This is a genomic window from Streptomyces sp. NPDC059373 (genome assembly GCF_042751495.1).
Classification (GTDB): domain Bacteria; phylum Actinomycetota; class Actinomycetes; order Streptomycetales; family Streptomycetaceae; genus Actinacidiphila.
Genome location: NZ_JBHYXC010000059.1, coordinates 25,218 through 38,042 on the forward strand (window position 1 = coordinate 25,218; position 12,825 = coordinate 38,042).

Here is a 12,825-nt window from a genome sequence, read left to right on the forward strand (position 1 = left end):
ACACGCGTCGCACGACGCCAGGGTGCCGCGTGGGTCGAGGTCCTGCGCGGCTCACCGAACGCCTGTCCGGAAGCCGCGTTGCCACTGCCGCCCGGTCGCTGACACCCTGTGCGCGTGGGGAAACGATTCCGCCGGCCCGGACCACGGTTGGGGAAGGCCGCCGTGCCACTGCTGATGTGCACCGGGCTGGCTCTCGCCGGCATGGGGTTCGCGGTCGCCGGCCGTGGCATCGCGGGCGACACCGCGGTCTCCGTGGCCGGCGCCGCCGCGGGCCCGTACGCCCGGGACTTCACCGACATCGCCGCGGTCCCCCTCACCCCCGTCCCCGCGCCGGGCCCCGACGCCTCGACCGGGACCGTGACCGAGGACTGCGGGCGCAATGACGAAGGCCACTACAACGCGGACAACCTGGTGATCTCGCCGGGCTACCGCAACGGCGCCCACCACATCCACGAGTACGTGGGCAATCTGTCCACCGACGCCTTCTCCACCGACGCGAGCCTGGCCGCCGCCGCGACCACCTGCGCCGACGGCGACCGCTCCACGTACTACTGGCCGGTGCTGCGCCGCCAGGACCAGCCGGAGACCAACGGCCCGCACGTGCACGGCGACGGAGGGGCGCGGCACGGCAACATCGGGCAGATCGTGCGCCCGGCGTCGGTCCGGATCGAGTTCGGGGGCAGCGCGGTGAGCCATGTGGTCGCCATGCCGCGCTTTCTGCGCATGATCACCGGCGATCCGGTGGCCGGCACCCAGGGCGACGCCAACGCCCATGCGCAGTGGGGCTGTTCGACCTCCCCCGGCCACTACACCGCCCTCTACCCGAGATGCCCGGCGGGCGGCCTGACCACCCGCACCCTGGACTTCCCCAGCTGCTGGAACGGCCTGGCCACCGACAGCGCCGACCACCGTTCGCACGTCGCCTTCCCCGCCGCCAACGGCGCCTGCCCCGCCCGCACCTTCCCCGTGCCGCGGCTGCGGATCGTACTGTCGTACGAGCTGCCGCCGGGGGTGCCCTTCGCGGTGGACGCCTTCTCCGAGCAGCACCACAGCCCGAAGACCGACCATGCCCTGTTCGTCGACCTGATGACGGACGCCCGGATGGCGTCGGTCGTACGCTGCCTCAACAGCGGCCGGCACTGCCGCTGACCATCCCCTTCCCTCAGGTACGCCTGAGCGCCACCATCGCCGCGTCGTCGCCCAGCCGGCCGCCGGCGTGGGCCAGAAGTTCCTTGCACAGGTGCCGCAGGAGGGCGTCGGGGTCGTCGAGCGGGCGGGCGGCGAAGCGGTCGGCCAGGGGGAAGAAGGTGCCGGACGCGTCGCGGGCCTCGATCACGCCGTCCGTGTAGAGCAGGACGAGGTCCCCGGCGGCGAAGGGGAAGGGCTCGACGGTGAAGTCGGCCTCCGTGAGACCCGCGAACGCCGTGAGCCCGAGGGGCGGCGCGGGCCGGCTGACCTCGAGCGGCGTCACCCGGCCTTCGTGGAGCAGCAGGGGCGGCGGGTGTCCGCAGTTGACCAGCTGGAGTTCCCCCTCATGGTCGGGGACCTCCATGACGAGCGCGGTGATGAACGACTCGTCCCCGTGTTCGGACGGCGGGTCACCGGGATCGGCCAGATCAGAGGAGACGGCTCCTTCCAGATATGCCATCAGCGCCGGCAGCCCGGCCTGGCGGTGCGCGACCGCCCGGAAGGCCCCCACGGCCAGGGCGGCGTCCCCGACGGCCTCCAGGCCCTTGCCGCGTACGTCACCGACGACGAGCCGGGTGGCCTTGTCCGTACGCACGGCCGCGTACAGGTCGCCGCCGATCTGGGCCTCGGCCTCGGCCGCGAGGTAGACGGAGGCGATCCGCAGCGGCCCGAGGTGGTGCGGGATGGGCCGCAGGAGCACCCGTTGTGCCGCCTCGGCCACCGAGCGCAGCTGCATGAGCTCGTGCTCGTGCCGCTCCCTGCGGTGGGCGAAGGCGGTCGCGAGCGCTGACATCACCACCAGGGTGACGATCTGGACCGAGTGATTGGGGTCCAGCGTGGTGGTGCGCACCCCGGCCACGACGATCTGGGCGATCACCGCCACGGCCCCGACGAAGGCGGTGGTCCTGGGCCCCGCGAACGAGGCGGTGATCGCGGGCGCGGCGACCAGGAACGGCCCGAGGTGGACGGACGGCGGCGCCAGGCTGTCAACGACCGTGATGACGAGGATCAACACGAGCTGTGCCGCCACCAGCGCATGCCTCGGCCACCCTGCCCACCGCAGATCCATGCCTCCTGGATACACCCGGGTACGGTGGGGCGCGATCGAGGAGACAGGAGCGGCGGCAGTGAGCGACCACCGGGAACGCATGGTGCGCGGCGAGCGCTACCGCTGCCTGGATCCGCAGCTCGTCGCCGACCGCCAGGCCGCCGAGCTGCTGGCCGCGGAGTTCAGCGCCGCCGCCCCGGCCGATCCGCTCGGCGCCCGGAAGCTGCTGGACCGGCTCCTCGGCGGGCTGGCGGAGGGCGCCGAGGTCAAGGCGCCCTTCCGGTGCGCGTACGGGTACAACATCCGGCTCGGGGCGCGCAGTTTCATCAACTACGACGCGATCCTGCTGGACTGCGGGCCCATCACGATCGGTGAAGAGGTGGCGATCGGCCCGCGCGTCCAGCTCGCCACCGCGATCCATCCGCTGGACCCGGTGGACCGCCGGGCGGGCTGGGAGACCACCGCCCCGATCACCATCCGTGACGGGGCGTGGCTGGGTGCCGGGGTCATCGTCTGCCCCGGGGTGACGATCGGCGAGAACACGGTGGTGGGCGCCGGCAGCGTGGTCACCCGGGATCTGCCGGACCGGGTCGTCGCGGTGGGCAATCCCTGCCGGGTGCGGCGCGAGATCCCCTGACCGCCCCGACGGAGTCGACCGACGCGCCGTACGTGCGGAAATACGCGAGTGCGCGACAGTCGGCGCCCACTCCCCTAGCGTTCGGTCATGGCAGTACGCTTCCCCGCTCCTGTCTCCATCGACGGCCGGTACGTAGGGCTGGTCCCGTTGTCGCTCAGCCATGTGCCCGGCCTGTACCGGTCCGGCGGTGGCGACGACGGGGTATGGCGCTGGCTGCCGACGACCACACCCACTACCGAGGCCGAGATGGGTGCGCTGGCGGAGCAGCGGCTGGCCCAGCAGGCGGCGGGTGAGGCGGTGGTGTTCACCGTGTTGCCCCGGTCGACGCAGCAGCCGGCGGGCTGGGCGGCGTATCTGAACATCTCGGTGGCGAACGAGCGGGTGGACATCGGCTGGAGCTGGCTGGACCGCTCCTTGTGGGGCACGCCGGTGCAGCTGGAGAGCCAGTTCATCCTGGTCTACCACGCCTTCGAGGACCTGGGATTCGGGCGGGTGCAGTGGCGGCTCGACGACCTCGACCAGGCCTCGCAGGACGCGGTGGTGCGGATCGGCGGCATCCGCGAGGGGGTGCTGCGCCGGCACCTGCGGCGGATGGACGGCTCATGGCGCGACACCGTCTACTACTCGCTGGTCGCCTCCGAGTGGCCGGCGATCCGGGAGCGGTGGTTGTCGGGCTGGATCCTTGAATGAGGGAACCTATGATCGGCCGGTGGCTGTCTTCCGTATCCAGCGCCGTACGTCCCTGCCGGCCGCCGAAGCCTGGCGCCGGCTCACCGACTGGGAGCGCCATGCCGCCCACGTACCACTGACCACGATCACCGTGACGACCCCGTCGCCGTCCGGCCCGGGCACGAGGTTCGTCGCGCGCAGCGGGCTCGGGCGGGCGGCCTTCGACGATCCGATGGAGGTCGTGCGCTGGGTTCCGCCGGCGCCGGGCGTGGCCGGGTACTGCCGGCTGGAGAAGCGGGGCACCTTCGTCACCGGTTGGGCGGAGATCGAGGTACGGGAGCAGGGCGGCGGCGCGGAGGTCGTCTGGACCGAGGATCTGCGGGTGCGGATACTGCCCGGGTTTCTGGACCGGCCGACGGCCTGGGCGGGGCGGCTGATGTTCGGCCGTGCGGTCACCGGGCTGCTCGAGCGGGCGGGGAACACCTGAGCGAGCCCGAAACGGAATCCCCGGATCCGATTTACCAGCCTTCACACAGCTGACACCTGGTCAATTCACAGGTACGGGAGGCAGTGTCCAGGCGCATGGCTTCGCGTACACCTCTGACCTCCGGCACCGTCGCCGGCCCCTCCGGCCAGATCCGCGAAACACTCCGCAGGGGCGACGGCAGCCCGCTGCGGGTCCTGGTCGTCGACGACGAGGAGCACCTCACCGAACTCCTGTCGGTGGTGCTGCGTCATGAGGGCTGGGAGCCGGCCCAGGCCCTGGACGGCACACAGGCGGTGCGCGCGGCGCGGAAATTCCGGCCGGACGCGATCGTGCTCGACCACATGCTGCCCGACATGGACGGCCTGGAGGTGCTGCGGCAGATCAGGGACGAACTGCCTGAGGTCCCGGTGCTCTTCCTGACCGCCCGGGACGGCCTCGAGGACCGGATCACCGGCCTGCGGGCGGGCGCCGACGACTATGTCACCAAGCCCTTCAACATCGACGAGGTGATGGCCCGGTTGCGGGGCCTGCTGCGCCGCTCGGGCGCGGCCGGCCGCTCCGACTCCGTCATCGTGGTCGGCGATCTGACCCTCGACGAGGACAGCCGGGAGGTGCACCGGGCGGCCACGCCGGTACGGCTGACCGGCACCGAGTTCGAGCTGCTGAGGTATCTGATGCGCAATCCGCGCCGGGTGATCAGCAAGGCGCAGATCCTGGACCGCGTGTGGTCGTACGACTTCGGCGGACAGGGCAATGTCGTCGAGAGCTATATCTCCTACCTGCGCCGCAAGATCGACCGAGGGCGTGAACCGATGATCCACACCGTGCGCGGCGCCGGCTATCTCCTCAAGCCCGCCGAACCGCCGAAGTGAGCGCGCGGCGACGGACCCTGCGCAGCCGGCTGATCGTGTCCAGCACGCTGCTGCTCGCCGTGGTCTGTGTGGTGATCGCGGTGATCACCACCCTGGCCATGCGGTCCTATCTGCTGTCCGGCCTGGACGACCGGCTCGACGCGCTCGCCGCGGGCTCGACGTCCGTCAAGGGCTGCGGCGACCCGGGCTCGCCCACCGCCGGCCTCAGCCAGGCCGGGCTGCGCTACCTCAGCGGCTTCGGGGTGCCGGACGGCGCCATGGGCGTGTCGCAGTACGAGGGCACCGTACGCAGCGCCGCGCTGGTGGACGCGGCGGGGACGCTGCGGGAGCCGACGGCCCAGCAGCAGGCGGCCCTGTCCTCGGTGGACGGGGACGGCCTGCACCACACACTGGTCCTGCCCGGGCTCGGCGCCTACCGGGTGAAGGCGGTGCACGCCGACTCGGCGCAGGGCGAGGTCGTTATCGCCACGGGTCTGCCGTTCGACTCGGTCGACACCGCCGTGACCCGGCTGGTCGGCATCGAGGCGGTCGTGTCGGCGGGCGGGCTGCTGCTGTCAGCCCTCGCGGCGGCGGTCATCATCGGCTACAACCTGCGGCCGCTGCAGCGCGTGTCGGCCACCGCGACCCGGGTGTCCCGCCAGCCGCTGGACCACGGCGAGGTCACCGCCCTGGAACGGGTGCCCGCGGCCGACGCGACCCCCGGCAGCGAGGCCGGCCGGGTCGCCGCCGCGCTGAACCGGCTGCTGGGCCATGTGGAAGGGGCGCTGGCGGCCCGCTATGCCACCGAGACCCGGATGCGCCGCTTCCTGGCCGATGCCAGCCATGAGCTGCGCACGCCGCTCGCCTCCGTCGCCGGGTACGTCCAACTGGTCATGCGCGGCCCGGAGAAGATCGGTCCGCAGACCGCCTTCGCGCTGCGGCGCGTCGAGTCCGGCATCGTACGGATCAGCGCGCTGGTGGAGGATCTGCTGCTGCTCGCGCGGCTGGACGCCGGCCGTCCGCTCGAGCACGAGGAGCTGGGCCTGGGTCCGCTGGTCGCCGACGCCGTGCACGACGCGCATGCCGCGGGCCCGGAGCACCACTGGCGGATCGAGGTGCCCGACGAGCCCGTACTGATCTGCGGTGACCAGGCACGGCTGCATCAAGTGGTGGCCAATCTGCTGGGCAACGCCCGCACCCACACCCGGCCCGGCACCACGGTCACCGCCGCCGTCCGGGTGACGGCCGACGAGGCCCTCATCCTGGTCGGCGACGACGGGCCCGGGATCCCGTCGGAGCTGCTGCCCCGGGTCTTCGAACGGTTCGCGCGCGGCGACGCGTCACGCTCCCGGGCGGCCGGCAGCAGCGGCCTGGGTCTGGCCATCGTCGCCGCCGTCGTGGCGGCGCACCACGGCCGCGTGCAGGTCGAGAGCGAGCCCGGTCGCACCCTCTTCACGGTGGCGCTGCCGCTCACCGGTCAGGCGTCGGGGAAGTCGCCGTCGACGTAGACCCAGGCGCCGTCCTGCCGTACGAAGCGGCTGCGCTCGTGCAGTTCGCCGGGGCGGCCGTCCTGGGTGTAGCGGGCGCGGAAGGTCACGGTGCCGGTGGTGTGGAAGCTGCTGCCGTCCGTGGTGTTGACGACGTCCAGCCCGGTCCAGCGCATGCCCGGGTCGAAGTCGAGGTGCGGCGGCCGGGTCCCGGTGTGCCAGGTGCGCAGCAGGTAGGGCTCGTCCTGGACGACGAAGGCGCTGTAGCGGGACCGCATCAGGGCCTCGGCGGTGGCGGCGGGTGCCTTGCCGGAGTGCCGGCGGCCGCAGCACTCGGCGTACGTGGCGGGCAGCCCGCAGGGGCAGGGCGAGTCGGCGGTGACGCGTCGGGACATGCGGCCCATTGTGCCTGCCCGGCGCGCAGGTCAGGACCCGGTGATCCGCGCGTGCCACTGGGTGATGACGGCCGCCGGGTCACCGTGGTACGACCAGGGGACGCGGGTGGCGGCGGTGCCGACGAGGCCGAAGAGGTGGGCGGCCTCGGCGTCGAGGCCACCGTGGCAGGCGGCGTGGAGCAGGTAGTTGAGGTCGGCGGTGTCCTGGGCGCGATGCCGGCCGTCCCAGCCGACGATCCAGAGGTCCCAGGTGCGGCGGGTGTCGGCGAGGGCCAGTTCGCCGCGCCAGTGCTGGCCGAGGCCGAGGGCCTGCTGGCCCTCGTGGTCGAGGCGGTAGCGGTACTCCTCGGCGCGGGCGAGCTGCAGCAGCACCGCGAGCGGCGAGCCGGCCGGGATGCTGCCGGCCACGTCGCGGGCGAAGTTGTACATCGCGCCGTGGGAGCCGTGCCAGCGGGCGGACATATGGCGCAGGACCTGGTGGTGTGCCTCGCGGTTGTCGCGATCACGCAGTTGCAGTTCGTGCCACCAGCGGTCGGCGTGCCGGTGGCCGCCCTCGAAGAGCCGGGCGACGCTCAGCAGTGACACCCAGGGCATCGGGTCGGCCGGATGGGCCTCGGCCGCGCGCAGGCAGGTGCTGACGGCCGACTCGAGGCGGGTGGTGTCGACGCCGGCCCCGCCGCCGGCCGCCATCGCCAGGTTGAAGCAGCGCATGACCTCGGTCTCGGCCCGCAGCACCAGGGCGTCCGGATCGCGCGGCCGGGCGGTGTGCCACTCCTCGACGACGGAGGTGCCGGCGGCGGCCTGGGCGAGCAGCCTGACGCGGTGCGTACGGCGGTCCCAGTCGGTGCCGGTGTCGCGCAGCAGGTCGGCGAGGCCCTGCCAGCGGCCGAAGGCGATGTCCTGGCGGGCGACGGCCAGGGCCCGGTCCCCGAACGTGACGTCGAAGTCGGGGGCGAAGTCCCTGGCCTTGCGTGCCCGGGCCACGGTCAGAAGTCCGTCGCGATGGTGTCGCCCGCCGAGCCCGCGTACACCGGGTCCTGGCTGCCGTACTCGCGCTCGATCTGCTCCGCGCGGGCCGCGTCCAGCGGCTCGGGGCGGTAGTACGCGCTGCCGCCGCGCCAGTACCAGAGCATCGGGAGCAGGCCGGTGGCCAGTCCGCCGATGCCGATCGCGATGGCGGTGCCGGAGAGCTCGCCGAGGCTCTCGTAGAAGATCCAGAACATGAACACCGCGCCGGCCAGCGGCCACACGCCGCCGAAGAAGAAGGTCGCCGCCGACCTGGTCAGCACCCTGCGGTAGGCGACGACGACGGCGAGGCCGGCCAGTCCGTAGTAGACGGCGATCTGCAGGCCGATGGCCGCGACCGCGTCCTGGAGGATGTCGCCCACCGAGCCGAGGGCGTTGGCGGCGACGAAGAGGGTCAGGGCCACCGCGCCCACGACGAGCAGTGCGACCCAGGGCGTCCGCCAGCGGGGGTGCGACCGGCCCAGGGCGGAGGGCATCGTACGGTCGCGGCCCATCGCGAAGAGGGAGCGGGTGACCTGGATGAGGGTGGTCTCCAGGGTGGCGATGGTGGAGAGCATCACGGCGACGATCAGCAGTTTGCCGCCCCAGCCGGGCCAGATGGTGTCGCCGAGGACGGCGAGGACGTTGCCGCTGTTGTCCTGGATGTCGTCGGCGCCGAGCAGCACGTTGACGGCGATGGTGAAGACCTCGAAGAGGACGAAGACCACGACCACGCCGATGAGTCCGGCCAGGCCTGAGGCCTTGCGGCTGTTGCGGGTCTCCTCGCTGAGGTTGCTGGTGACGTCCCAGCCCCAGTAGTAGAAGGCCGCGATCAGTGCCCCGGCGGCGAAGCCGTGGACGCCGTCGAAGTGGCTGAAGCCGAGCCAGGACCAGGAGAAGTGGTTCACGGCGCCACCCTTGAAGAGCGCGGCGACGGCGAAGACCAGCAGGATGGTGAGTTCGATGCCGGACATCACCAGCTGGGCGTGGACGGTCAGTCTGGCGCCCATGAGGACGACGGCGAGCATGACCAGGAACCAGGCGGCGCCGACGACGGTCGCCAGTGCGGTGTCGTTCGCGAGCGACGGGTCGAAGAGGGACAGTGTCATGCTGCCGGCCGGCAGCGAGCCCGCGACCATGAAGATGGTGGCCGACACCACCAGCGCCCAGCCGCTGAGGAAGCCGAGGAAGGGGTGCAGCGCCCGGCCGACCCAGGAGTAGCTGGCACCGGCGTTGATGTCGAGGCGGCCGAGGTAGCTGAAGGCCCAGGCGATGCCGAGCATCGGTATCGCGCAGTACAGCAGCGCGGCGGGGGCCGCCAGGCCCACGGTCCCGACGAGGACGGCGGTGGTCGCGGCGAGGGAGTACGCGGGGGCGCTGCCCGCCACGGCCATGACGACGCTGTCGAAGGTTCCCAGGACGTTCGCCTGCAGACCTCTGGATGTGCTCATACCGTTCCGTGGCGCCCTTCGGAGTCGCGGCGGATGTTCTGGGCGCTCCGGTCGGGGGCGCGGATGGCGATCTCCCGGGTCGAGAACGTGCGCATCATAGGACATACATAAGTTACTTGCCAGTGTGGCCCATTGACGCGCCCCGTACCGTCGGGCGTCAGCCCAGCGCCTTCACAAAGGCCTTCGCCCGGTCGGTGATGCCGGACCAGTCGGCGGCGGCCACGGCGTCCGGCGGCACCACCCCGGACCCGGCGCAGACGGCGCGGGCCCCGGCGGCGAGGAAGGCGGCGGCGTTGCCGGAGTCGACGCCGCCCGAGGCGACCAGCGGGATGTCGGGGTAGGGGCCGGCGAGGTCGCCGAAGTAGCGCGGGCCGACCGCGCGGGCCGGGAAGATCTTCACCGCGACCGCCCCCAGGTCGTACGCCCGGGCGACCTCGGTGGGCGTCAACGCGCCCATGACCACCGGGATCCCGGCGGCGCGGGCGACCTCCGCGACGGCCGGCCGGCACCCGGGCGTGACCAGGAACGCCGCGCCCGCGCCGATCGCCTCCTGCGCCTGTACGGCGGTCATCACCGTCCCGGCGCCGACCCGGTAGCCGGTACCCGATGCGGCCCGCCGCAGATGCGCGGCGAGGCCGGGGGTGGTGAAGGTGAACTCGATCCACCGGATGCCCCCGGCCACCAGCGCCTCGCACAGCGCGGCCGCGTCCGGTATCTCCGGCGCCCTGATCACGGCGATGACGCGGTCGGCGGACAGCTCCGCGAGGACGTCGCGGGATCCGGGTACGTCGTCGGTCATCCGTTCACTCATGGGTCGTCGTACTCCTCGCTGATCCTTCAGTGGAGCCGCAGCGCGGACCAGGCCGCGTCGTCGAGGGCGAGTCGGCGGTCGAGTTCGCGCCGTGGCGGGATGGCCGGGACGTCCTGCGTGGTCTGCAGGGTCGCGGCCGCGACGAGGTGCCCGAGGCGCAACCGACCCTGTACGTCACGCCCTTCGAGGAGGCCGGCCAGATAGCCGGCGGCGAAGGCGTCGCCCGCGCCGACGTGTTCGACCACCCGGGACCGGGGAGCGGGTACGAACACCGGGTCGCCGTCGGCGTCGTACGCGGTGGCCCCGTAGCCGGCGTCCTTGACGACGAGGTGCGGCGCAGGCGCGAGCAGGTCCCGGATCTTCTCCGGCGTGGCGGTGCCCCACAGGGCCTCGGCCTCGTCGCGCCCCACGAAGACGATGTCGGCCGCCCTGGCCAGGGCCAGCAGGACACGGGCCGGCTCGGCGGCAGGCTGACGCCACAGCGGGGGGCGGTGGTTGACGTCGAAGGAGACGGCCGGGCCGGTGACGGTCCGCCGGATGACCAGGTCCTCCACCAGTTCGGCGCAGCTGCCGGAGAGCGCTGCGGTGATCCCGGACAGATGCAGGACGCGGGCCCGGCTCAGCAGCCGAAGCCCCGCGACTCCGGGGCCCAGCAGCGTGGCGGCGGAGTCCCGCCGGTAGTAGTGCATGCCGGTGCCGTCGGGGCCCGGGTCCTTGAAGTAGACGCCCGTCTGCCGTACGGGGTCGACCTCGACGCCCGTCACGTCGACGCCACGGGCCGTCAGGTCGGCCAGGATCCGCCGGCCGAACGGGTCGTCGCCGACCCGGCTCAGCCAGGCGGCCCGGTGTCCCAGGGCCGCGAGGCCGCAGGCGACGTTGGACTCCGCGCCGCCCACGGCAAGTGCCAGCGCCGGCTGGTCGGCCAAGGGCCGCGCGTCCGGCGGGCTGAGCACGGCCATGGTCTCCCCGATGCACACCACGTCGGCTCCGCTGCGCTCCTGGCCGGCCGGTGTCACGAAGGTCCCTTCGGTTCGAGGCGAAACGTCCGCTGTTTTGCTATGCAGAACCACATTTCGTACTGCACGGCGCCAGCCAGAAGCTAGCCCACCCGACCGCCGGGGTCAACGGTGATATTTCGCCATGCGATACGCTGTTGTGCGATGCAGAACACCACCGACGCGACCGGCGAACGGCGCAACGCTTCCTCGTCGCTGCGGCGCGCCCTGGGCATCGTGATGTTCCTGGCCGAGGACCGGGGGCACCCGCAGGGCGCCACGCTGACCGAACTCGCCACCGGGCTGCAGCTGAGCAAGAGCACCGTGCTGCGACTGGTCGCGCCCCTGCGCGAGTTGCGGCTGGTGGACCAGGATCCGGAGAGCGGCCGCTACCGGCTGGGCCCGCAGAACGCCCTGCTCGGCCAGATCTATCTGGAACGGCTCGACGTGCGACAGGCCGCCTCCCCACTGCTGCACCGGCTCGCGCAGGACGCGGGCGAGACGGTGCACCTGGTGTCCTTCGAGCCCCCCGAGATCGTCTACATCGACAAGGTCGAGAGCGTCCAGCCGGTCCGGATGCACTCCAGGATCGGCAACCGCCAGCCGGCCTACTGCACCGCCACCGGCAAGGCGTTCCTCGCGCACGCCACCGAGGACGTCATCGAGTCGGTCATCGCGGCCGGGCTGCCGCCCCGCACCGCTGACACCATCACCTCGCCCGAGCGGCTGCGCGCCGATCTCGCCCTCGTACGGCAACGCGGCTACTCCGTCGACGACGTGGAGAACGAGCAGGACATCCGCTGCGTCGCGGCGGCCGTCTTCGACCACAGCGGGGCGGTCGCCACGGCGGTGAGCGTCTCGGGCCCGGCCTCCCGCGTGACCCGTGAGCGCGTGCCCGACCTCGGGGCCATGCTCATCGCCGCCGCGAGCGCCATCACCGAGCGGCTCGGCGGGACCGTCCCGACGGGCGCCTGACCTCCGTCCGGATACCCGCGAACTTCAAGGGAGACCTTGACATACCGATCGCCCGGTTTTTACATCAAGGTATGCAGCAGCGATCCGAACGCACCGTACGCCGGCTCATCCTCTCGGCCGCCGCCGAGTTCGACCGCGGCGGCTACGCCCGGACCACGATGGACGACATCACCCGCGCGGCCGGAGTCACCAAGGGGGCGCTGTACTTCCACTTCTCCTCCAAGGACGAACTGGCCGACGCCGTCCAGATCCGCGGCCGCGACCTGGTGGAGGACTTCCTGGAGGACGTACGCACCCGCGAGTCCTCGCCGCTGCAGATGCTCGTCGACGTCACGCACCATCTCAACCTGCTGCTCCACGAGGAGCCGGCGGTCCGCGCGAGCGTCCGGATCGCCCGCGAGCGCGCCCTGCGGCCCGCCCCGTCCTTCGACTTCTACCGGACCTGGCTCGACCAGGCCTGGCAGCTGCTCCAAGAGGCCCAGACGGGCGACGAGTTGGGCATGGACATCGCGGACACCCCGGCCCGCACCCTGATCACCTCGGTCACCTCGGGCGTCGAGGTGCTGTCCTGGACCGGTGTTCCGTACGCCGACGCCTCCCGGTGGCTGACCGGCCTGTGGGACCTGCTGCTTCCGGCGCTCGCCCGGGACGAGGCGGTCCGCCGCGTCAGGACGATGGCGCCGGAAGTGACGTGGCGGAGCTGCCCCGGTGGAGCTGACGCGACAGCCGTCTAGGGCCTGTCTTGTGGATCTCCGCGGCGTCGCGTGCCCTGGCACTGGGGGCACCTCCCAGCCCCCAGGGCTGGGGGAGCTCGCGGCGTTGTCGT

Annotated in this window: 14 protein-coding genes; 8 read left to right on the top strand and 6 right to left on the bottom strand. The window is 72.4% G+C overall.

The features are described 5' to 3' along the window. Positions 1-162: 162 nt before the first annotated feature. Entirely contained in the window at positions 163-1,149 is a 987-nt protein-coding gene (locus ACFXJ5_RS38240; RefSeq protein ID WP_384642137.1) for a DUF1996 domain-containing protein, read from the top strand. Positions 1,150-1,162: 13 nt separating this feature from the next. On the opposite strand, the gene ACFXJ5_RS38245 is transcribed toward ACFXJ5_RS38240, so the two are convergent. Next, a complete protein-coding gene (locus ACFXJ5_RS38245) occupies positions 1,163-2,257 on the bottom strand; it encodes a PP2C family protein-serine/threonine phosphatase (RefSeq protein ID WP_384642139.1) in 1,095 nt (364 codons plus the stop codon). A 58-nt stretch (positions 2,258-2,315) separates the two neighbouring features. Here ACFXJ5_RS38245 and ACFXJ5_RS38250 point away from each other — a divergent pair, with 58 nt between their 5' ends. The 5 genes from ACFXJ5_RS38250 to ACFXJ5_RS38270 all read left to right on the top strand — a co-directional run bounded on the left by ACFXJ5_RS38250 (position 2,316) and on the right by ACFXJ5_RS38270 (position 6,388). After that, complete coding sequence (locus tag ACFXJ5_RS38250) at positions 2,316-2,873, top strand: sugar O-acetyltransferase (RefSeq protein ID WP_384642142.1); 558 nt, start codon at positions 2,316-2,318, stop codon at positions 2,871-2,873. 87 nt (positions 2,874-2,960) lie between these two features. Then, positions 2,961-3,563, top strand: coding sequence for a GNAT family N-acetyltransferase (locus tag ACFXJ5_RS38255; protein WP_384642145.1), 603 nt, complete (start codon positions 2,961-2,963; stop codon positions 3,561-3,563). Between the two features lie 19 nt (positions 3,564-3,582). Further along, positions 3,583-4,029 (top strand): SRPBCC family protein, encoded by a 447-nt coding sequence (locus ACFXJ5_RS38260; protein ID WP_384642147.1) that lies wholly within the window; start codon positions 3,583-3,585, stop codon positions 4,027-4,029. Between the two features lie 95 nt (positions 4,030-4,124). After that, positions 4,125-4,901 carry a response regulator transcription factor gene (locus ACFXJ5_RS38265; protein WP_384642150.1) on the top strand — a complete coding sequence of 259 codons (777 nt, stop codon included), beginning with the start codon at positions 4,125-4,127 and terminating at the stop codon, positions 4,899-4,901. Positions 4,902-4,936: 35 nt separating this feature from the next. After that, complete coding sequence (locus ACFXJ5_RS38270; RefSeq protein ID WP_384642153.1) at positions 4,937-6,388, top strand: sensor histidine kinase; 1,452 nt, start codon at positions 4,937-4,939, stop codon at positions 6,386-6,388. Here the strand turns inward: ACFXJ5_RS38270 and ACFXJ5_RS38275 are convergent. The 5 genes from ACFXJ5_RS38275 to ACFXJ5_RS38295 form a co-directional block, all read right to left on the bottom strand. Next, entirely contained in the window at positions 6,358-6,771 is a 414-nt protein-coding gene (locus ACFXJ5_RS38275) for a YchJ family protein (protein WP_384642156.1), read from the bottom strand. The two genes, ACFXJ5_RS38270 and ACFXJ5_RS38275, sit on opposite strands and share 31 nt — an antisense overlap. Positions 6,772-6,792: 21 nt before the next feature. After that, complete coding sequence (locus tag ACFXJ5_RS38280; RefSeq protein WP_384642158.1) at positions 6,793-7,746, bottom strand: hypothetical protein; 954 nt, start codon at positions 7,744-7,746, stop codon at positions 6,793-6,795. A gap of 2 nt (positions 7,747-7,748) precedes the next feature. Beyond that, positions 7,749-9,218 (bottom strand): APC family permease, encoded by a 1,470-nt coding sequence (locus ACFXJ5_RS38285; protein WP_384642160.1) that lies wholly within the window; start codon positions 9,216-9,218, stop codon positions 7,749-7,751. A 157-nt stretch (positions 9,219-9,375) separates the two neighbouring features. Continuing rightward, complete coding sequence (locus ACFXJ5_RS38290) at positions 9,376-10,029, bottom strand: bifunctional 4-hydroxy-2-oxoglutarate aldolase/2-dehydro-3-deoxy-phosphogluconate aldolase (protein ID WP_384642163.1); 654 nt, start codon at positions 10,027-10,029, stop codon at positions 9,376-9,378. Positions 10,030-10,055: 26 nt separating this feature from the next. After that, entirely contained in the window at positions 10,056-11,045 is a 990-nt protein-coding gene (locus ACFXJ5_RS38295) for a sugar kinase (RefSeq protein WP_384642166.1), read from the bottom strand. A gap of 144 nt (positions 11,046-11,189) precedes the next feature. Between ACFXJ5_RS38295 and ACFXJ5_RS38300 the strand changes: the two genes are divergently transcribed. Further along, the gene (locus ACFXJ5_RS38300; RefSeq protein ID WP_384642168.1) at positions 11,190-11,999 is read left to right on the top strand and encodes an IclR family transcriptional regulator; all 810 of its coding nucleotides are present in this window, start codon (positions 11,190-11,192) and stop codon (positions 11,997-11,999) included. A gap of 71 nt (positions 12,000-12,070) precedes the next feature. Next, on the top strand, positions 12,071-12,733 hold the full coding sequence (locus tag ACFXJ5_RS38305) for a ScbR family autoregulator-binding transcription factor (RefSeq protein WP_384642171.1): 663 nt from the start codon (positions 12,071-12,073) through the stop codon (positions 12,731-12,733). Positions 12,734-12,825 lie beyond the last annotated feature (92 nt).